Consider the following 22,452-nt stretch of genomic DNA (forward strand, 5'->3'; position numbering starts at 1 on the left):
TTAAAATGTTGTTATGAAAAACTTGCAGCAATTACTACTTCCACTCATATGCATACTCGCAGCTTCCTGTAAAATGGATGTAAGTCTCGATCCGCCCACCTTCCGCCCTATCACGTTTACCACCGAAGCGCAGCTGGATGAACAGGTAGCCGGGATGTATAATATCCTCCAGCAGGACCCCGTGTACGGCTTTGGCTTATGGGGTTATATTAACGCCGGCGCCGATGAAAGCTTCCGCAGCAACGCCAGTTACACCGTTACGCTCACGGAGTTTTATCATATCAGTAATACCGAACAGAATGTACTGCTGCTATGGCGGAATCTATTCAAGGGTATTGAAGATGCCAACGTGATCCTCGATGTGGCCGACAAACCACAGATGGATGAAACAAAACGTTCGCAGATTAAAGGACAGGCCCGCTTCCTGAGGGCTTATTATTTCTACCTGCTGGTGACGCACTTCGGGGATGTGCCGCTTAAAACAATGCTGGCCACAGACCTGGGTACTAATTATAATCTCCCCCGTACCCCGTCAAAAGATATTTATGATTTTATTGTGAAAGAAATGATAGCAGCCGATAGCCTCGTACCTAAAATGGCACAGGTAAACACGCCCAGCATTGTTACACAATCTGCCGTGGAAGCCATTCTTGCAAGGGTGTACCTCAAAATGGCCGGCAACCCCCTGAACGATGTAGCGCGTTATAAAGACGCCCTGTTCTGGGCGCAAAAACTGATCAACTCAAATACGCACAGTTTAATTAGTTCACCGCATCCGCTTTATCCCACTACCCCGGCATATGCCCGCCTTTTCATTAACAAGATGCAGAATAATATGAATGATAACGGCACCTCGGAAAGTATCTGGGATGCCGCATTCTTATCCAAATCAAATGTTACCGGCAACTATGCAGGTACCGGCTACCTGGTTACGCAACAGCTGGGCGCTGTAATGGGCGTGTATTGCCCTGATGCAGGTATTACAGGCGTGAATGGTTACTCGCCCGGCACCTACCGGGTACATCCGGGCTTATACAACCTGTATGGCCCCGGCGATCAGCGAAGGGATTGGGCCGTTGCGCCTTATGTGTATAAAAGCGCCGCCACTACCCGGTATTACACACTCACCGTAAACATCAGCGGCGATGGTACCGGCGCTACCGCCACCGCCTATACGAATGCACAGGGCGCCATCACATCTGTGGTGATAGACAATCCCGGCAGTGGCTACACTTCGGCGCCAACTATCAGCTTTACTTCTTACGGCACCAATTCATCTACCAACCCATCTGTTACTGCGCCCAATGAAGCAGTGGCAACCGCCACCGTGAGCGGCGGCAAACTCACCGCTATCAATGTGGTATCCGGCGGAGTGGGTTATCCGACAACCTACGACCGCTGTGTAGGTAAATGGAGAAGGGAATATGAAATTAACCTGCCGCCAAGCCGCCTGCAGAATAATACTTCCTGCAACTTCCCCATCGTGCGTTATGCAGATGTACTATTGATGGCAGCGGAAGCGGAGCTGAAAGCCAATGGCAGCGCAGGCGCTACGGCACTGGAATATTATAACCAGGTAAGACGACGCGCTTACGGCTACCCGCCTAACACACCAGTGCCAGGCTTTGATGCCACCACGCTCACCATGCAGGATATCATGGATGAACGCTCCCGTGAACTTTGTTTTGAGGGCATACGCCGGCAGGACCTCATACGCTGGGGCAGGATGACGCAGGCCATGCAACAGGTGCTTACCAACAACGACAACTACGCACCCACCAACTACGTTACGCCCGCAGGCGTGGCTGCTACCAATTTCCTGGTTGATCCTCAAAAGTATTCGCTATTGCCGATTCCCGGCGGTGAAATAGTACTGGACCAGGTATTAACACAAAACCCCGGATGGCAATAAAAAAAACTGATTAAACAAAATAGTATGAGATCCATTATATATTACTTCCTCGCTGCTGTTATGTTTACCGGCTGCCGCAGAAACGAAGCAACCATGCCGGAGTTCAACGTGAACACCGATCAGCTGGCCTACAAGGCAGGCGACACCATTACATTTTATCTGTCCGGTAACGCCGGCGCTATTGTTTTCTTCTCCGGCGAAGCCGGTAAAGCATATGAAAACCGTAACCGGAAGTTGATGCCCGGTGTGGAACGCCTCGTATTCCAAACATCCATGCAGCAAGGCCCGGTGCCACCAAAGCCCTGCCCGGATTCCCTGCAGCTGCTGATCTCCACCAACCTGGAAGGCTATGACGCGGAACATATCAGCAAGGCTACCTGGACAAATATCACCAGCCGCAACAGCAAATGGCCCAAGTCGCTGGCCACCAGCTTTACCACCTCCGACTCTATCGATATATCAGATTTCAATAAGGCAGATAAAGTGAACATCGCCTTCCGCGTGCTGAATAAAAAAACCGGCGTAATGCCGCAAAGAAAATGGGTGATCCAAAGCTTTTCCCTCTATAATTTCTTACCCGACAGCACCAGCACGCCATTGTTTACAAATTTTGCCAACACCGGCTGGGTACAGGCCAGCCTGCTTAACAACAACGAACCAGGAACCGCTGAAAACAACTATGTAGGCTTCAATGCCTGGAATGTAGGCACCTGGGGCGTTTCTGCGGCCGACAGCGTACGGAACAGTAATGGCATTCCTATCAGGAACGGCTACCCGGTTACGTTCAATCCCGGTACTAATATTGATAATGATGATAACGACGACTGGCTCATTACTTCGTCTATCGACTTAAAAACCACCAAACCTGATGTGGGTGTGGTAGTGCAGAATGAAGTAGCGCTGAAATCGGCCACCTACAAATATGCTTTCAAAAAAGCAGGTACGTACCAGGTGACCTTTGTTGCTACTAATAACAGCCTGGAAGACAGTAAGAGCCAGGTGAAACAGCTGACATTAAAAATTCTACCCTGACAGAAAATATGAACCGATCTTTTCTCCCGGCCATCGTGGCGCTGCTGCTTTTTTCGCAAACACTCTATGCACAGGTAACACCCACTGCCAACTGGCAGCTGCAGGACGCTTCAAAAGTGCCGCAGCCGGGTGCAGCAATAGCACAACCCGGTTTCTCCACCAATGGCTGGTATCCTGCTGTGGTACCCGGAACGGTACTCACCACGCTGGTACATAACAACGTATACCCGGAGCCGTTATATGGCGAAAACAACCGCCCCGACAGGATTCCGGAAAGCCTTTGTCGCACTAACTGGTGGTACCGCACGGAAATAAAAATACCGTCATCTTACAAAAACAAAAACAGCTGGCTGCACTTCAATGGTATTAACTATACCGCACGGGTATGGGTAAACGGAAAAGATATCGGGGAGATACGTGGCGCCTTTGCCCGGGGCATCTTTGATATTACAAGCGCCGTAAAGCCCGGAGAAACGGCCGCCATAGCGGTATTAGTATCGCCGCAACCCAATCCCGGCGAGCCACACGAGCACACCATTGCGCAAGGCATGGGTAAAAATGGCGGCATCACCGCAATGGATGGCCCCACGTTCCTGTGTTCAATGGGCTGGGACTGGATCCCCGCCATCCGCGACCGGAACACCGGCATCTGGCAATCCGTATATCTTAACGCTACCGGTCCGGTACTTGTAAAAGATCCGCTGGTAACTACCGATCTTCCGCTGCCGGCATTGAATACGGCAGATGTAAAAATTGCTGCCACCGTACAAAATATAACCGGCCAGCCGCAGCAAGGCATATTAAAAGGCGCCTTTGGCAACGTTGCTTTCAGTGAACCCGTGCAGCTGCCTCCTCACAGCAGCAAGCGGATTACCTTCGACCCCGCCACACTGCCACAGTTAAAAGTAAAGCAACCCAAACTCTGGTGGCCCAATGGCTATGGCCCGCAAAATTTATACACCCTGCAATTACAGTTTAATATCCAGGACAAAGTATCAGATGAACAACAACTTGATTTTGGTATCCGTGAAATCAGCTACACCACGCCCTCTTCAGAAGATCTTACTATTTCAGTAAATGGCGTAAAGGTTTTCTGTAAAGGCGGCAACTGGGGCATGGATGAAGCCATGAAACGTATTCCAAAAGAAAGACTGGAAACACAGATCCGCATGCATCAGCAGGCGCATTACAATATCATCCGCAACTGGGTAGGCCAGAGCACCAGCGAAGACCTGTATGCACTCTGCGATAAATACGGCCTCATGATATGGGATGAGTTCTTCCAGCCCAATCCCTCTGATGGCCCCAACCCGGCGGATATCAATTTATACCTCGCCAACGTAAGGGAAAAAATACTGCGCTTCCGCAATCATCCGTCTATTATACTCTGGTGCGCACGTAACGAAGGCAACCCGCCTAAAGTAATAGATGATTCATTGCGCAATATCATGGCCGAACTGGAGCCACTGCGGCTGTACCAGCCCAGTTCTACCTCCGGGCGCGGCGTACACTCCGGCGGTCCGTATTATACCCGTAAACCGGCGGAGTATTATATTTTCACGGAGTCGTTCAAAACAGAGATCGGCAGCTTTTCTATTCCAACACTGGAATCGGTGCAGGGCATGATGCCGCAGCAGGACTGGGAAGTGATCAACGACGACTGGGCCGAACACGACCTGGCTACAAAATATTACCGTAACATGATCGCCAAACGCTTTGGCGAAGTAGCCAACCTGGCCGACTTTGTAAGAAAATCACAACTCGCTAATTATGAGTCGTACCGCGCTATGTACGAAGGCCGCAATGCAAAAATGTTTAACCCCTCTACCGGGGTTATTACCTGGATGAGTAATCCCGCACAGCCCAGCTTTGTATGGCAGCTTTATCACCACGACCTGGAGCCTAATGCTGCCCTGTTTGCTGTTCAAAAAGCCTGCGAGCCCATACATATCCAGCTGAACGAAAAAGAAGGAAATATACAGGTGATTAACAACCGGCCAGCCACCTTAAAAAACGCACGCGCACATCTTACTATATTCAATACAGATGGTACAGCAGTGCTCCAACAGGATTACAACGTTACGGCCTTACCAGCTGTGGCAACGGATCTTGGACTGGTGAAATGGCCCGCGGATTTATCACCAGTGCATTTTGTGAAGGTAACGCTACACGATGCCAACGGCACACTGCTCTCCGATAACTTCTACTGGAACACACTTCCATTAGGATCAGACCAGTTAACAGGACTCGAAAAGATACCCGTGGTAACCCTCACGGCAACGGTTAAACGCCACCAGGTACAAAACAACTGTATGCTGGAGGTGAGTCTGCATAACCCATCTACGCACATCGCGGTGATGGCGCACCTGCAGCTGCACCGGCAGGGCGGCGACCGGGTACTGCCCGTTTTCTATTCAGATAATTATGTTTCTCTCTGTCCCAACGAAACAAAAACAATTACGATAGAAGCCAGCGAAGCGGCCCTGCAAGGCAGCAAGCCACTGATATTGGTAGATGGATTCAATGTAAATATAAAAGCACACAACGATCCGGATGCAGCCATTGCGCTGAATGAAAACGCACAGGTAAGCCATTGGCCCATCACACATTTACCCAGGCCCGACAGCACCACACAAAAAAATTAACCCATGTTTACATCGAGGCGCGACTTCCTGAAAATAACCACCCTCGGCAGTGCAGGCTTGCTGTTACCGCCTGTCAGCGCATGGGCGGGCGTTTATAAAGATGAACTGACTACATTGAGTGAGCAATTGCTGGAACAATGGGGCGAAAGTTTACTGGCGCTACAGGTAAACCAGCCGCAGGTAAAAGGATTGCATGGCGGCATACTGTGCCCCGCCTGCGCCACCATACATGGCCGCTGCGGCGATGCTATCTTCCCGCTATTATATCTTGCCAACAAAAGAAAAGAACAACGGTATGCAGATGCGGCCATCCGCTTGTACAACTGGATGGAAAACATGGTGAGCACGCCCGACGGCGCCTGGGTAAACGAAGTAAGCGTAAGCGACTGGAAGGGTATCACGGTGTTTGGCGCTACCAGCCTGGCGGAAGCGCTGATCCATTTTGAGCATCTGCTGGATAAGCCTACACAACAGCAATGGAAAAACCGTTTACAAAAAGCAGGTGATTATCTCTATAAAAATTTTACGATCAACACCGGCAATATCAATTACCCCATCGCCGGCAGTTATGCTTTGTGCCTGATAGGTACCTATCTCCAACAACCCCATTTTATTACCAAAGGTAAAAACCTCGCAAAGGAATGCCTCGCCTGGTTTACTGCCAATGGCCTGATATATGGCGAAGGAAAACCGGTGCCGGAGAAAAGTGCAAAAGGCTGTTATTCCGTGGACCTCGGCTACAACGTGGAGGAATCCCTTCCTTCACTGGTGCTGTATGCAAAACTAATGAATGACACTCTCTTGCTGGACAAGCTGACGCACTCCTTAAAAGCGCACCTGGAATTTATGCTGCCCGACGGCGGCTGGGATAACAGCTGGGGAACCAGGAATTTTAAATGGACATACTGGGGCAGCAGAACCAGTGATGGTTGTCAGCCGGCCTATGCCCTGATGGCTGACACTGACCCTGCCTTTTACAAGGCAGCCCTGCAAAATACCCGGCTGCTGGCGCAATGCACGCACAACAAGTTATTACATGGCGGTCCTCATTATGTGCAACACGGGGTATTGCCTTGTGTAAGTCATTCGCTGGCGCATAGCAAAGCATTGGCTACGGTTTTGCTTCAGGCTCCGGCTATAAAAGAGTGTACCGGGTCGCTCCCACGGGAACATATATACGGTGTAAAGTCGTTTCCTGAAATCAATACCTGGCTGATCTCCACTTATAAATGGCGGGGCACCATCACCGGGTACGACCAGGAGTATTCCATGAAAGGCGGTCATGCTACCGGCGGCGCTTTATCCATGCTCTGGCATGAAGACATTGGCTCCCTGCTTGTTGCAAGCATGAACCGGTATCAGATGGTAGAGAGCTTCAACATGCAGCGGGACAACGATCCGCAGTCTGTTTGCTTTACACCCGGCTTTAAAATAGTGTCAGGTACACAGCTGTACCAACACACCAATGATCTGAAAGCCACCATTGATTATAAGGAAAACAACGGGCAGATAATGTTTAACACGCATTCATTACTGGTAGATGAAAATCAGTTGCCCGCTGCTTCGCCGGAATGTACGATCAGTTATATTTTTGAGAAAGAGGTGTTTCATATTCACGCTACTGCGAAAAGCGAAAAGGCCGTTTATAGTTTACCCGTTATCAGTACGCACAACGAACCCGTTACACTTCTCTCTGAAAACAAACTGGAAATACATAAAGCGGGTTGTATTGTGGAGATAAGCAGCAGCGCTCCCATAAAAATAACCCGGGCATTAACGGAACGTGCTTTCAATTTTGTACCCGGGCTCGAAGCCATTCCACTACTATTTGAAACGAATAATATCGACATAAAAATTTCCGTAAGACCACGCACATGAAAAAAGTATGCTTACTCATCAGCGCTGCCTTGTATGTTGCAATGCCCGTAATGGCACAGCAAGGCCCTGCCAGGTTCGATAAATTCAGGGAACAGGCCATCACGGATGTTCGTCCGCAGGGCTGGCTGAAAGAATTCCTGCTCCGGCAGCGCAGCGGTCTTACCGGGCATCCGGAGGTATTATCGTATCCGTTTAATTCCTCCTTATGGGCAGGCGTTATTGACCGGGTAGGCGAACAACACGGCGCCAACTGGTGGCGATACGAACAAACCGCTTACTACAGTGATGGCATCCTGCGGTTGGGTTATTTATTAAATGATACGGCACTCGTAAATAAAGCGCGCGCCGGTATAAACTATACGCTGGCGCATGTACAAGCCAATGGCCGCCTGGGCCCGGAGCTATTCGCCAGTCAGTGGCCTATCGCTGTTTACTTCCGGGTGTTGCAGGCGGAATATGCCGCTACCGGCGATCAGCGGATCATTACTGCCCTGCACAAACACTACCTCAGCTATACGCCCGAAGAAATAGGCAATGCCAAACGCGCCATTGTAAACATTGAAGGTATGCTGTGGACCTATGGTAAAACCAACGATCCCCGCCTGCTGGCGCTTGCGGAGGCAGCTTATGCCAAAGGCGGTTTTGAACTGAATATGCAAACGGCTTCTTCGCCGGATACCCTGGTACTGCACGGCGTTACCTATATGGAAATGGCGAAGCTACCTGCCATCCTGTACACTTACACCGGTAAAAAAGTATATCTCGATGCAGCGTTGAATGCCCTGTACAAACTGGATCGTGATCATATGCTGCCGGATGGCATCCCCAGCTCCAACGAATTCCTGGCGGGCAAAGATCCGTTGCAGAGTCATGAAACCTGCGATATCACCGACTATACCTGGGCGGTGGGTTACCTGCTGATGGCCACCGGCGATGGCCGCTGGGCCGATAAACTGGAAAAGGCCATCTTCAATGCCGGTCCGGGCGCGGTGTCCAAAGATTTTAAAAATCTCCAGTATTTCTCCAGCGTTAACCAGGTAATTGCTACGGGACAATCCAACCACAACAAATTTGCGCATGGCTCTACCTGGATGGCTTACTGGCCCTGTCATGAAACGGAGTGCTGCGCCGGTAATGTACATCGCTTTATGCCCAACTATGCCGCGCGCATGTGGCTGCGCGATACCACGGGAGGCCCCGTGGCAGCGCTTTACGGGCCATCCGTTGAAACGCTTGATTATAAAGGGAAGCAACTCACCATTACCGAAAACACCCGATACCCTTTTGCGGATCAGTTGCAGTTTACCTTTCAGATGCAGCAGGACATCACCATGCCTTTCACCTTCCGCATCCCCGGCTGGTGTACATCAGCTATCGTGAGCATCAATGGAAAAAGATACAATGGTGCATTAACGCCTGGTTCCTTTGTAACCCTGCATCGCAAATTCCGCAACAACGACCAAATCAATATACAATTCCCGATGCAGCCGCAGCTGGTACAATGGGGCCAGTGGGGCGTTACCGTGGAACGCGGCCCTTTACTATACGCTTATCCCGTTCCGGAAAAAGTAACCACAGATACCGCCACCTATGCTAATCTCGGTGGTAAAAAATCAGCAGATCCTGGTTTTCCCGCATTGGATATCCGCCCTGCGGGCGACTGGAACTATGCGCTGCTGGCACATCCCGCGCAATGGCAGGTAACAGAAAACAACAGCAATACTTATCCCTTTGAAACAGCCGCTGTTACCATTAAGGTACCGGCCAGGAAAATTAACGACTGGCATTTATCAGAGAACCGTTACACGCCCCCTTTACCAACACCAGGTTCCTTCCACTATGAAACAACGACCGATACCATCACCCTGGTGCCGTATGGCACTACCAGGCTACGCATGACGGTATTCCCGGTGATCCCTTAATACATTAAACCCTTGTAACTATGACTATCACAAACATCTCCCTTTTAGAAACTACTGCGGGTACTACCGCCAATGAACTTTGCAATCTGCTGGGATATTACACGCCGGGCGACGGCGGCGGCGGAGACTTTTACTGGCAATCCACCAATACTACCGGCGACAACCGCGGTACCATCATCGTAGTGGCCGGCGCAGGCAGATGGCTCCGGGTAGACACCAATCTCTTCAACGTAAAATGGTTTGGAGCAAAAGGCAATGCCTCCACGGATGATACCGTAGCCATTCAGAAATGCATTGACACCGCCGCCACCGGCAGGACCATTTATTTTCCAAAAGGTAATTACAAAGTAACCGCGCAGATCAATCTTAAAACAGGACAAACCTATACCGGCGAACAAGGCGACTACGGCATTGTAGATTCCCCCACTCCTACCATCCTGGACTTTACCACTGCCACCGGCAATATCCATTGTCTCAACTTCGACGCCACCATTGGCGCTACCGGCCCTACTATCCGCAACCTCACCCTCAATTGTGGCGAAGCCCTTACCGGCATCCGCTATTACAGTACCAACTATTCCAACTGCTACCGCCCTACCCTGCAAAATGTAGACATACGGCTGAAAGAAATTGCCGATCCCGCACAAACCTGCATATGGTGGGAACCGGTATATCTCGGTACCATCGACAGATGCCTGCTCCGCGGCGGCAGGATAGGCATAAAGCTGATCGGCTGTTTTATGAACCGCATCATCAATGTAACCACGCAGCAAGGTATTTATAACAACGGCAATCCGCCGGTAGCAGCCATCTATACCAGGCAAACCAGGGCCGGCAAAACAGGCTCCTATATAGGCGGCAGGAACTTAATAGAAACATCCGAACCACTCATCATTTCTCCCGATGCCAACAGCGTGATGATTGATACCGACGGCGGCCTGATCATCCGCGACACCGCACTGGAAGTAAACAATGGCAGCAGCACCGGCACCGCAGCCAAAGCATTGATATGGATGCATAAAGATGGTACACAGTCGCCCTTCCGGTCGGACCTCCTGCTGGAAAGAGGCGCTGTACTGAACACCGCCGCCGCTACCGGCGCCAACAACGGCAGGGCGCAATACGGCATCCTCGTGGAGGCGGGCATGTTTACGCGGATCGTGGCCAGGGGCGTTTCATTTAAGGATAACCCCGTGGTGATCACGAACGCCGGCAATACCGGGCTTGCTACCTCTGGCACTGACTTCCAGCGACTGGATGTACAAGGCAACGATTTCGCTACGGCATATTATTCGGAGTATACCGGGTGGAAGCCTGCTACTGCTTATGTTGTGGGGCAAACCGTGCAAAACGGGCTGAATGTATACATCGTGACAACCGCCGGTACCTCTGATGTTGCAGGCGGCCCCACCGGAACAGGCGCGGGCATCACCGACGGTACCGTGATCTGGAATTTTGTAAAAGAGAACACCGGCCCATTTCCGTTAAAACGTTACCGCGAAACCAACAACGATGTATACATTGTTGGAGATGCAAGGGGGGTGAAAGATAACCAGTTCATTAACGCCAACGGCTCTACGGAAAGATTCGGCGCCGCCTGGGGGTTTTTCAAAGCAACCGTTGATCCCGGCAGCATCAGCGATAACCAGTCGTGCATAAAACTACGGTACGACAACGCCCCGCCTTATAACACCCCCATGAAAGCCACGGTGGTATTACGCCGGCTGGCAGCAGGCGCTTCTGCAGGCAGGTTCAGCATGCAGTGTTCTTCCAGCGGTGGTACTAATTTGTTAGGGAGATGGGACTTCAGTAACATCCCGCTTAACGAAGATAAACAGTACGTGGTAACCGGCTTTGCCATTCCTTCCACCATGCCGGTGGCAGACTTCTCCGCCTGGTTCCGCGACAATGCCAATCAGCCGCTATGGGACAACATTGCCGTAAGATCCGTGCGCGTGGAAAAAGCCGCCACCTTTTCCGGCACCGTTACCATCAGCGATATGGACACTTTTGCAGATGTTACCGCATCCAGTTTTCAGAGCAGCGATGTAACGCTGGTCAGCTACCCTAACTTTTTACTGCCCGGCACCGCTATCATCTCCCTGGGACTGCCCGTGGTAACAGCCGGTATGCCGCTGCTGCTCATCAATACTCCTTATATCAGTAACAGAACTACCAGCGGTTTTACCATCAACCTGTTTCTGAAACCGGGTACCGGCAATAGTGTTACGATACCCTATACCATTACCTATTAAACCATTCACCACAGGCGAACCCTGCCTGTGGTGGATAATTTTCCGGGCGTTCACCCGTTTTAAGAAAGAATCTGTCTATAAGATTTATATACCAGCGTGCAGGAAAAAAGAAAACAATAATGGGGAAGCAATCAATTATCCGGAATACGCTGTTAGTCATGTTTGGGTGCAGCAGTTATTTATCCGCCAGCAGTCAGGGTACACAGGCATATGACCCTGAAAAAACCTATGCCGCGCCAACCGAAGAAGCCGTGAAAGCCAATTTATCACATTGGCAGGACCTGAAGTTTGGCCTGTTTATGCATTGGGGTACCTACAGCCAGTGGGGTATCGTGGAATCATGGTCGCTTTCCCCGGAAGACTATCCCTTTACCAAACGTACAGGCCCCTACGCAGCAAACTGGTTTCAATATAAACAGGCATACGAAAACCTGCAAACCACTTTCAACCCCACCCACTTTAATCCCGATAAATGGGCCGACGCCGCCAAAGCAGCCGGGATGCGCTATGTAGTGTTTACCACCAAACATCATGATGGCTTCTGCATGTTTGATACGAAGTACACCGACTATAAAATTACCAGTGCCAAAACACCTTTTTCATCCAATCCCCGCAGCAATATTTCCCTGGAAATTTTCAACGCCTTCCGTAAAAAAGATTTTATGGCCGGCGCTTACTTTTCAAAACCCGACTGGCACTCGGAAGATTACTGGTGGTCTTACTTCCCACCGAAAGACCGCCACCAGAGCTATGATAAGAAGGTATATCCCGAACGCTGGCAACGGTTCTGCGATTTCACCTATAACCAGATCGAAGAACTGATGACCAACTACGGCAAACTGGATCTCCTCTGGCTGGACGGCAGCTGGGCGGGCATGGATATGAAGCCCATTGTAACAATGGCGCGCAAACACCAGCCCGGCCTGATTGTGGTAGACCGCCACGGCGCAGCAGCATATGTAAACTATCTCACCCCGGAACAAAAGATCCCGGATCATTATATCCCCGTTCCGTGGGAAACCTGTATGACGCTGGGCCGCTCCTGGTCGTACATCGTAAAAGAAAATTACAAACCATCGCGGCAGCTGATACAAATGCTGGTAGACATTGTAGCCAAAAACGGTAACCTGCTGCTCAACATCGGCCCCGGTCCTGATGGCGACTGGCACGCAGAAGCCTATCAGCGGTTAGCCGATATCGGTAAATGGATGAAAACAAACAGCGAATCTATTTACGGCACCAAACCTGTTGCTCCTTACCGTCAGGATAAATGGGCTTTTACAAAAAGTGAGAAAGCCCTTTATCTTTCCTATCTCCCGGCAGAAAAAGAAAATACTTTACCAGCCGCTATCAGCGTGCCTTTGAAAGAAGTGAACCAGAAAGCAGTCGTCACTTTGCTGGGTGTTAAAAAACAACTGACATGGAAACAAACGGGCGATTCCATCACCATCAGCATTCCGGAAGCCGCACAGGAACAACTGGCAGGGGAAGCAGTATGGGTTTTTAAAATGAATTAACTATATAGATATGCCGCTAAGATTGACAGGTGTAATGTTGCTCTTTTTTGTATCACTATCATTGCATGCACAAACAGATTCGCTTAATTCCATGCAGGAATACCGCATCCGCCAGGGCTTACCCAACTTTTTTGCGAAGTTGAAATCCGGCGGACCGCTCACCATCGCTTACTTTGGCGGCAGTATCACCGCCGCTTCCGGCGGCTGGCGTGATCAATCCGTAAAATGGTTTCAACAGCAGTACCCGCAGGCACAAATAAAACAGATCAATGCCGGCGTAGGCGGCACCGGTTCCGACCTCGGCGTTTTCCGGCTGCGCCGCGATGTGTTGTCGCAACAACCCGATCTTGTATTTGTGGAATTCGCCGTAAACGATGGCGGCCCCTATGTACATCAAACAATGGAAGGAATTGTGCGGCAAATCTGGAAAGCCAATCCATCCACAGACATTTGCTTTGTATACACCGTGGCCGGTAATATGCTGCCGGTGCTGCAACAGGGACAACTATGGCCCACCATGCTGGCAATGGAACATATTGCACAGCACTATGGCATTCCTTCGGTACAACTGGGCATGCAGGTATTGGCGCTGCTGAAGGAAGGCAAACTGGTGTTCCAGGGCAAACCCGATCAGTACCCGGACAAACTCGTTTTCTCCGGCGACAACATTCACCCCAACACCACCACCGGCCACCGCCTGTACACCGAAGCGCTGGTGCGCGCCATGCAGCAGCTAAGGAACAATGATCAGCCTTTTAAACACCCCCTTATTGATCCCTATACCAAAGATAACTGGGAAGATGCACAGCTGGTTGCTGTGAAAGACCTGCCCCGGACCGGGCAGTGGATTGATCTTTCCAACACTAACGACTCCGTAGCGGTTCAATTCCGCCAACGCTTTCCATTGCTTGTTAAAGCCACACAACCCGGATCATCGCTGCAGATAAGATTCAATGGGCGCCTGGCAGGTTTATACGACCTGGTAGGCCCCGGTTGTGGGCAATACGACGTAACGATAGATGGACAGGCGGCCAAATCATATCCCCGCTTCGACCGCCACGCCGTGTACTACCGCTCACACTACTTTTTCCTGCCCCTGCTCGATGCCGGACCACACACCATTAACCTGGAAGTATCCGCAAAAAAATTAGATAAAATGGCCATCCTGAAAACAGGCGACAACCAGCCCGGCAACCTGGATAAATATAAAGAAGATGCCTGCTATGCAGGCTGGCTGCTGCTATTGGGCAGCCTGACAAACCAAAACAAATGATGAAAAAGATTTTAGTGCTGCTATTCCCGTTCTTTAATACAGTACATGCCGCACCACCGGCATACGATATCTGCGTATATGGCGGCACTTCCGCCGGGGTTATAGCTGCCTACACCGCAAAGATGCTGGGGAAGTCTGTATTGCTGATTGAGCCGGGGAAACATGTAGGCGGACTATCGGCCGGCGGACTCGGATATACTGATATCGGCAATAAGTACGCGGTTACCGGTCTTGGCCTCAACTTCTACCGCCGCACCGGCAGCTACTACGGTAAATTTGAATCGTGGATCTTTGAACCGCATGTAGCGGAAAATATTTTCCTGCAATACCTGCGCTCCGCGAATGTACCGGTGCTGTATGAAAACAGGCTGACTGCCGTAAAGAAAGAAAAAGGATTTATAAAAGAAATAACGGTTGAGTATAACGGCAACCCACATACGAATACTTTGATCCGGGCAAAGCTGTTTATTGATTGCTCCTACGAAGGCGACCTGATGGCAAAAGCTGGCGTGTCCTATGTAGTAGGCCGGGAAGCCAACAGCGTTTACAGGGAAACATTCAACGGGGTGCAGGTAAAAGAATCGCAAACGCCACAGCGGGGCAACCAGATCCCCGACGGCATCGATCCCTATAAGATACCGGGAGATTCCACCAGCGGCCTGCTCTGGGGTATCAGTAACGCCAGCCTGCCACCCACCGGCAGCGGCGATAACAAAGTGCAGGCGTATAACTTCAGGATTTGTCTTACCAACGATCCGGCTAACCGTATTCCCATCACCAGGCCCGCCCGGTACGATTCCACGAAGTATGAACTGTTGCTTCGCTATATCAGTAAGCTTCCCAATGCATCCGTGCGCGACTTTATGAAATTTGACAGGATGCCTAACCATAAAACAGATATCAATAATAACGGCGGTTTCTCTACCGATATGATCGGCATGAACTACGACTACCCCGACGGAGATGCAAATACCCGCCGGCAAATTATACAGGCGCATGAAGATTACGACAAGGGATTGTTATACTTCCTGAGTCAGGACCCGCGGGTACCGGCATCTATGCACCAGTTCATGGCGGAATGGGGGTATCCTGCGGATGAATACCCCGACAACGGCCACTGGAGCCCGCAGCTATATATCAGGGAAGCCCGCAGGATGACCGGCGAATATATCATGACACAAGCCAACTGCCAGGGGAAAACAACCGTAAACGATGGCATTGCGATGGCGGCTTATGGCATGGATTCCCACAACACACAGCGGCTGGTGATCAATGGCATGGCTAAAAATGAAGGAGATGTGCAAAGAGGCGTGGCCGGCCCCTATCCCATTTCCTACCGCGCAATTACGCCCAAAGCCCGTGACTGTAAAAACCTGCTGGTACCGGTTTGTTTATCGGCCAGTCATATTGCCTACGGGTCTATCCGTATGGAACCGGTATTTATGGTGCTGGCACAATCTGCCGCTACCGCCGCGGTGGTGGCGATAAACGGGAATAAGGCCGTGCAGGACATTCCTGTTGACAAGGTACAGCAAATGCTGAAAGACAACCCGCTGGCAGATGGCAGCACCCCGGAAATACTGGTGGATAATGCTGATAGTACGCACGTGGTAAAAACAGGCGCATGGCAACTTCAAAAGGGGGAGCATTATGGCCCCGATGCGTATATCAACCGGGCTGGCAGCGACGGGGCTGCAGCAACGGTCCGTTTTATCCCGCAGGTAAAGGAACCCGGCGACTACCAGGTGTATACCTATGTTTCTGCCAGGGAGAAAGGGATTTCAGCCAAAACATCCATTACCGTGTTTAACGGCACAGCCAGCGAAGTACAACTGGAAACGGCCGGTATTGCCGTACAGGGACAAACCGGCGGGGAATGGCTCCCGCTGGGAACCTATCAATTCCGGGAAGGAACCGGCGGATACGTGGAATTCAGTAACAAGGGAGCTAACGGCGCCATAGTAGCGGATGCCGTGGTTTTTGTACCCGTATCCGGAAATAAAAAATAAATGAGGGAAACTTAACAAAGAGATATTAACTTTAAGTACACGTTATAGAGATTTTTACCACGTTAATAAGTATCTCTTCATGAATAATAATGACGACGGGCTTTTATTGCACCAACTCAAGGAGGGTGATATAAAAGCGTATGAACAGTTATTTAAGAAATACTACAAATCGCTGAATGTTGACGCTTACTACCTGTTAAAAGATGAAACAGAAGCGGAAGATCAGGTACAATCCCTTTTCATCGAAATATGGGATAAACAACTGTATCTTAACATTACCTATTCCGTTAAATCTTACCTCCACACTGCTATCCGTAATAAATGCCTCAGCTTTATTGAGAAGGGAAAAAATGAGCATAAAAGATTTCACGCATATGCCAACACACTGGAAGATAAGATCAATGAAAATATTGTCGAGAATAAAGAGACTGCACAACAGATAGACCTTCTCCTGAATGAGCTTCCCAACCAGCGCTTAAGGGCTTTCAGCCTGGTGTACCTGGAAGACAAAAAGTATAAAGAAGCGGCGGAAGAAATGGGCATCACCATTAACTCTGTTAAAACGCACCTGAAGCTGGCACTAAAAATCTTACAAAAAAAGTTTGCGGGCTACAAATAACGATCACCCGTTTTTGCGCAAAAATCGTCTTTAAGTTACAGATGGAAGTAAACAGAGAACATATAAGAGCACTACTCTTTGAGAAAATAACCGGATCTATCAGTGAAGAAGATGACCGGCTGGTGACCGCTGCCATTGAAAGTGATGCGGCCGTAGCTGCTATGTGGCATAACATCCGGCAGGAACTGGACAATGATAAAGGCCGGCGCTTCATAGCCGGTATTGATGAAACACGCGGCTGGAACAACGTAAAACCTCAACTGCAATCCCGTTCAAAAATATTCCCCCTGCGGAAATGGCGTATGGCCGCAGCCGTTGCATTGCTGATAATAGCTGCCGGCGGGGCCTGGTATTTTTCCGGCAGAAATATTTCTCCCGGGCCACCAGCTTTACCGCTTGCCAAAAACACACTGCAGCTAAGGTTATCGGATGGGAAGGATATTCCGCTGTCCTCGTCTGCCAGTAATACTATTACGGCCGGTTCCATGAAACTGGTTACCAATGGCAACAGTCTTACCTATACCGCGCCCGAAAACACCACAGATGAATGGGCCACGCTGATGGTACCGGGAAAACTGGATTATAAAATAGTACTGAAAGACGGCACAGAAGTATGGTTAAACTCACTGTCCAGCCTCCGCTTCCCCTATGCTTTCAGGGGTAGTAACCGGGAGGTATATCTATCTGGCGAAGCCTATTTTAAAGTAGCAAAAAATGAGCACCAACCTTTTATTGTGCATGCCGGGGAAACAACGGTGGAGGTATTGGGCACCTCTTTCAACATCCAGGCATATGAGCCCGGCAACGTCACCACATCGCTCGTAGAGGGCGCTGTAGTAAGCAGCAGAAAGGATCTCAAAGTAAAATTATCCCCCGGTTACCAGTCGGTATATGAAGATGGGAAATTTACTACCACTTCTTTTGATACATACAATACCCTGTCGTGGATGGACGGCACCACCCATTTCCGTGATGAAAAACTAAGCAGCATTGCCGTGATCATTTCCCGCTGGTTTGAAGTGCCGGTTATATTCGACAACCCAGCCCTGGCCAACGAAACGCTGTCCGGCGCCATAGACAAGCGTAAACCACTGGATGTATTCCTTACCAACATTGCTATTTCTTCCGGCGTTCAATATTATTACAAGGGCAATGTGCTGCACCTGAAGTAATTCATTTTTTACCGTTCACCCATATCCGTAGAATTTAAGTCCTAAAGATGCGTTGTATATTCAGCACTTAAGTTTTACTATTTTGAAGAACCGTATCATTGCCTCTTTTACCGCCCTCCTGATCGCCCTTGCAGCACATGCACAGGATACCCTCCGCCTGAACGGACCCTGGAAGGTACAACCCGCACAATCGCAGGCTATGGCGCCCGATAGCAGCCAGTGGGGTTCCATCACCGCTACAGACTGGAGAAGGATTACCACCGGGAAAAACAAAGCCTGGGCAAACACGCCGCAGGATAAAGTGAACAGCCTCTGGTATGAACAACAGGTAAACGTTCCGGCTGACTGGCAGTCCCAAAATGTCATCGCTGACTTCAGGCGGATAGAAGGCGATGCGGTCATCTTTCTTAATCATCAGCGGGTGAGGGAACTGCTCAGGCCCGGTGGTGAAATAAACCTGAGTCCCTTCCTGCGTTACGGCGCACCAAACACACTTCGCGTTTTTATTACCCGGGATTATAACGGTATCTCCCGGGGTTTTACGGAAGATCCGCTTCGTTATCAGTCGAGGCACGGCAGCGGGAACATCATCCCCGTATCAGATTGGCCGATGGGCATTACAGCGCCTGTTACCATTATTGCCCGGGCGCCGCAAGCCATCACAGATGTGTTCTGCATTCCTTCTTTCAGGAATAAATCGCTTACCCTCGAAGTGGAAGTGGACGCCAAAAATATCACCGGCACTTATAATTTGCAGGCGGAGATCATTGATCAACACCATACCCGTGTGCTTACCCTCTCTAATAAAACAATGCAGCTGGTGAACGGGAAACAGGTGTATCGTGTAACCGCAAACTGGCAAAACCCCATCTGTTGGGAACTGGACAGTCCTTACCTCTACCAGGCAAAGGTGGTATTAATGCAGGATGGCAAAACGCTTTGCCGCTACCCGGATGTAACCTTTGGGTTCAGGGAAATATGGACCGCCGGCAACCAGCTTTTTATGAACGGTCACCTCTCCCGCTGGCGGCTTACCGATGTGTATGGCGTCAATCAATATGGCTTGTCGTTTTACCGGCTGATCGGCTACAACGTAGGACAATTCCAGCCTCATCACAAACTGTGGTGGCTAAACGATGCAGAAACGCCGCTTCTTAATGAAGACATGCTCAATGAAATGGACCGCACGGGAATGGGCTGTACCGTGCCAGGGCCCTCGGTTTCCGTGATACGGGATAAACTGCTGCATGATCCAAAACTGCAGGCCGACTACCAGCAGGAAGCCGCCTACTTTACACGGCATTACCGTAACCATCCCAGTATCCTCGCCTGGGTGATTGCCATGAACAGCGCCAACCCAAAGTCAAATATCGATCCCGCCAGGATGGGGAAACGCGATTCCGTTTACTCCACGCAGGGCAAAGTGATAGACCTCGCGTGTACCATCGTGAAAAAGGAAGATCCCACCCGGCTGGTGTTTGCCCATGCCGATGGCAGCGTGGGCGATATCTCTTCCGCCAACGTATACCTGAATTTTGTACCCCTGCAGGAAAGGGAGGAATGGCCGATGGCCTGGGCGAAAGAAGGCAATATGCCTTATTCCGCCGTTGAATTCGGACCGCCTTACTGGAATAACTTCTGGAAAGGAAAGCAGTTCCTGCTTACGGAATATTTATCCATGTACCTCGGCGATGCCGCCTATGCTACTGAAGGAGAGAACGGATTACGGCAAACGATCGCCAAAAGCAATGCTGCCGGCAGCGCTACGTGGGAGCAAATGGACTTTCAGCAGTATCCCGGCTTCTGGCGTTTCCAGGAATTGTTTACCCGCAACACCAATCGCGCATGGCGTACCTGGGGCGTAAACGGAGGCTGGCTGTACTGGCTGCTGGAAGGCTATGGCAATCCCAACGGGGAAAAGTTGAAAAGCTTCACGCAACGTTACAAATCACTCACCGCCCCGCTAACCGGCAAGCCCGCATGGGCCAATCCGCGTTACGATATTTTCCAAGAAGCCAATCAGCCATTACTTGTTTACCTCGCCGGATCGCCGGTACATACCGATAAAACACATACCTTCTTCGCCGGCGAAACTTTTGAAAAACAGGTAGCCGTGGTATGGGACGGTCCGCATAAGATAGCGCCACAGGCAAAATGGATGCTCAAACAAGGCGATAAAGTATTTCAGCAGGGATCGATGTCGCTGGCAGTAAACGGCGGCGAAATAAAGCTGTTCCCGCTTTCCCTGAAGGCGCCGCAGGTAACCACCAGGACGGACATGCAACTGGTGCTTACCGTTGCCGGGGCAGGCAACGATACTTTTCCGCTCACGGTTTTTCCGCGGCCTGCAGCTGCTGCTGTGAAAGCGCCGGTGTTATTGTATGATCCTGCGGGAAAATCGGCTGCTTCACTGAAGCAGCTGGGCATACAATATTCCGCTTGGGAAAAGGGCAGCCACATTTCCCCGGACGCTGTATTAGTGATAGGCCGTGAAGCCCTGCAGCCGGGCGATACGCTGCCTTATACAGAGAAGGATGTGGCCGCAGGGTTACGTGTGGTGATCCTGGAACAACAACCCACCGTATGGGAAGGTATGGGTTTTGAAACGATAGAAACGATGCCGCGCTATACGTTTATCCGTGACCGGGAGAGCCCCCTCCTCGCAGGGTTGCAGCCAGCAGATATGATCAACTGGCGGGGCAGTCCCGATCTGCTGCCGGAAGGCAAACAGGCAAAAAGCTATGATACACAACATGCACCTAAATGGACCAATCGCCACGCCGTTGCCTCCGTAGCGCTGAAAACCCCTGAGGTGGCCGGTTTCACGCCCATCCTGCAAACTGAATTTGACATGGCATATACGCCTTTGCTGGAATGGCGCTATGGTAAAGGCAAAGTTACTTTCTGTTCACTGGACCTCACTGGCCGCGTGGGCGCTGATCCCGCTGCCACCCTGCTGGCAAAAAACCTGTTTACTTCACAACAACCATCCCTTCCCGGATTACGTGATGTATATTATACCGGCGACAGCACCGGCAGGCAACTGCTCCTCAACGCAGGCATCAGCTTCCGCGATGGACCGGCTACCGGTAATGCTATATGGGTACTGGGTCCGGATCAAACCACCACACCACCACAGCTCAACACATTTATTGCCGCGGGAGGCATTGCATTTTATCTTCCGCAAAAACAATCATTGCTCGCCGGGCAAGGATTAAATACAGCAGCTAAAACCATGATCCAGGCGCACCCCGGGAAAGGAACTCCCTTATTCCGGGCTATTGGCCCTAACCTGTTGCGGTGGCGGGATACGCTACAAGTAACGGCATTTACTTCTTCCCCGTTACTCGACGGACTTCTTTCTGAAGTAAACACCGGCAAAGGGAAAAGCATCTATCTGCAACTTACTCCCGGTCAACTGGCACAACGTTATACAGCAGCCCCGGAAAAACAGGAAGCCATCCAGTTAAGCGTGATCCGCATACACCAACTGATAGCCCAGCTGCTTACCAACATGGGCGCTGCGCCCTCCCCTGCAATGGCCCGCAAGCTCTGTAAGGTGAACCGCCCGCTTTCTTTCCGCACACTCAGCTCCTGGAAAGTGCTGGGGCCTTATACTGCATCAGGCGGAGCCAAAGCGCTGACCACTACTTTTCCCGGACAAGAGGATGCCATTGCCGGCGCTGAAAATCCAAACCTCACCTATAAAACGGATGAAGGCAAAGTGCTCGACTGGCGGCAAACAGCAGATGCCGGTCATAATGGCTTTGTGGACCTCAGTAAAGTCTTCGGTGGCAAAGATGATAACGCCGTAGCGTATGTAACCAAAAGCGTGAACAGCCCGTCGGCGCAGAAAGCCATTCTTCGTATGGGCGTTGACTACTGGATGGAGGTATGGCTGAATGGCAAATCCATCCTTCGCATAGATGCCAACCACCAGAAGCGGGAAAACGAATTTATCGTGCCCGTTACGCTTTCCGCAGGTGAAAATATGCTCACCATCAAAGTAGTCTCGGGTAAAGGTGGGTTTGGTTTCTGGGCTAATATAGCATACCCCGAAGCCGGCGAGGCCCAAAGCAATGCATCGGACAAGAATAATTTTTACCCTGTGGCATATAAATTTTTTGATCCCTACCAGTTTACGTACTGGTAGAAATTTCAAGGATGCAAATCAGGTAACATATTTTTTTATGTTTTTATTGCAAATAATTTAGTTTT

General features: G+C 50.5%; 12 protein-coding genes. All 12 read left to right on the forward strand.

The genetic code is table 11. The features are described 5' to 3' along the window. The first annotated feature begins 13 nt into the window (after window positions 1-13). Complete coding sequence (locus B5Z18_RS24795; RefSeq protein ID WP_079472215.1) at window positions 14-1,912, forward strand: RagB/SusD family nutrient uptake outer membrane protein; 1,899 nt, start codon at window positions 14-16, stop codon at window positions 1,910-1,912. 24 nt (window positions 1,913-1,936) lie between these two features. Then, window positions 1,937-2,944: a DUF5017 domain-containing protein gene (locus B5Z18_RS24800; protein ID WP_079472216.1), complete on the forward strand. Its 1,008-nt coding sequence runs from the start codon at window positions 1,937-1,939 to the stop codon at window positions 2,942-2,944. Window positions 2,945-2,952: 8 nt separating this feature from the next. Next, the gene (locus B5Z18_RS24805; protein ID WP_079472217.1) at window positions 2,953-5,589 is read left to right on the forward strand and encodes a glycoside hydrolase family 2 protein; all 2,637 of its coding nucleotides are present in this window, start codon (window positions 2,953-2,955) and stop codon (window positions 5,587-5,589) included. A gap of 3 nt (window positions 5,590-5,592) precedes the next feature. Continuing rightward, window positions 5,593-7,467 carry an ulvan lysase-like protein gene (locus B5Z18_RS24810; protein ID WP_079472218.1) on the forward strand — a complete coding sequence of 625 codons (1,875 nt, stop codon included), beginning with the start codon at window positions 5,593-5,595 and terminating at the stop codon, window positions 7,465-7,467. Next, the gene (locus tag B5Z18_RS24815; RefSeq protein ID WP_079472219.1) at window positions 7,464-9,389 is read left to right on the forward strand and encodes a beta-L-arabinofuranosidase domain-containing protein; all 1,926 of its coding nucleotides are present in this window, start codon (window positions 7,464-7,466) and stop codon (window positions 9,387-9,389) included. Before B5Z18_RS24810 ends, B5Z18_RS24815 begins: the two co-directional genes overlap by 4 nt. Window positions 9,390-9,409: 20 nt before the next feature. Further along, window positions 9,410-11,644, forward strand: coding sequence for a glycosyl hydrolase family 28-related protein (locus B5Z18_RS24820; RefSeq protein ID WP_079472220.1), 2,235 nt, complete (start codon window positions 9,410-9,412; stop codon window positions 11,642-11,644). Between the two features lie 119 nt (window positions 11,645-11,763). Next, window positions 11,764-13,161 (forward strand): alpha-L-fucosidase, encoded by a 1,398-nt coding sequence (locus tag B5Z18_RS24825; protein ID WP_079472221.1) that lies wholly within the window; start codon window positions 11,764-11,766, stop codon window positions 13,159-13,161. A 10-nt stretch (window positions 13,162-13,171) separates the two neighbouring features. Next, the gene (locus B5Z18_RS24830; RefSeq protein WP_079472222.1) at window positions 13,172-14,434 is read left to right on the forward strand and encodes an SGNH/GDSL hydrolase family protein; all 1,263 of its coding nucleotides are present in this window, start codon (window positions 13,172-13,174) and stop codon (window positions 14,432-14,434) included. Continuing rightward, window positions 14,434-16,443: an FAD-dependent oxidoreductase gene (locus B5Z18_RS24835; protein WP_079472493.1), complete on the forward strand. Its 2,010-nt coding sequence runs from the start codon at window positions 14,434-14,436 to the stop codon at window positions 16,441-16,443. The genes B5Z18_RS24830 and B5Z18_RS24835 overlap by 1 nt, the downstream gene beginning before the upstream one ends. Window positions 16,444-16,522: 79 nt before the next feature. Beyond that, a complete protein-coding gene (locus tag B5Z18_RS24840) occupies window positions 16,523-17,062 on the forward strand; it encodes a sigma-70 family RNA polymerase sigma factor (RefSeq protein ID WP_079472223.1) in 540 nt (179 codons plus the stop codon). 41 nt (window positions 17,063-17,103) lie between these two features. Continuing rightward, window positions 17,104-18,234: a FecR family protein gene (locus tag B5Z18_RS24845; RefSeq protein ID WP_079472224.1), complete on the forward strand. Its 1,131-nt coding sequence runs from the start codon at window positions 17,104-17,106 to the stop codon at window positions 18,232-18,234. A gap of 82 nt (window positions 18,235-18,316) precedes the next feature. Further along, entirely contained in the window at window positions 18,317-22,387 is a 4,071-nt protein-coding gene (locus B5Z18_RS24850; protein WP_143313683.1) for a glycoside hydrolase family 2 TIM barrel-domain containing protein, read from the forward strand. The last annotated feature ends 65 nt before the right edge of the window (window positions 22,388-22,452 follow it).

Origin of the sequence: Chitinophaga ginsengisegetis, assembly GCF_900168065.1 — a bacterium.
In the GTDB taxonomy this organism is placed as follows: Bacteria; Bacteroidota; Bacteroidia; order Chitinophagales; family Chitinophagaceae; genus Chitinophaga; species Chitinophaga ginsengisegetis.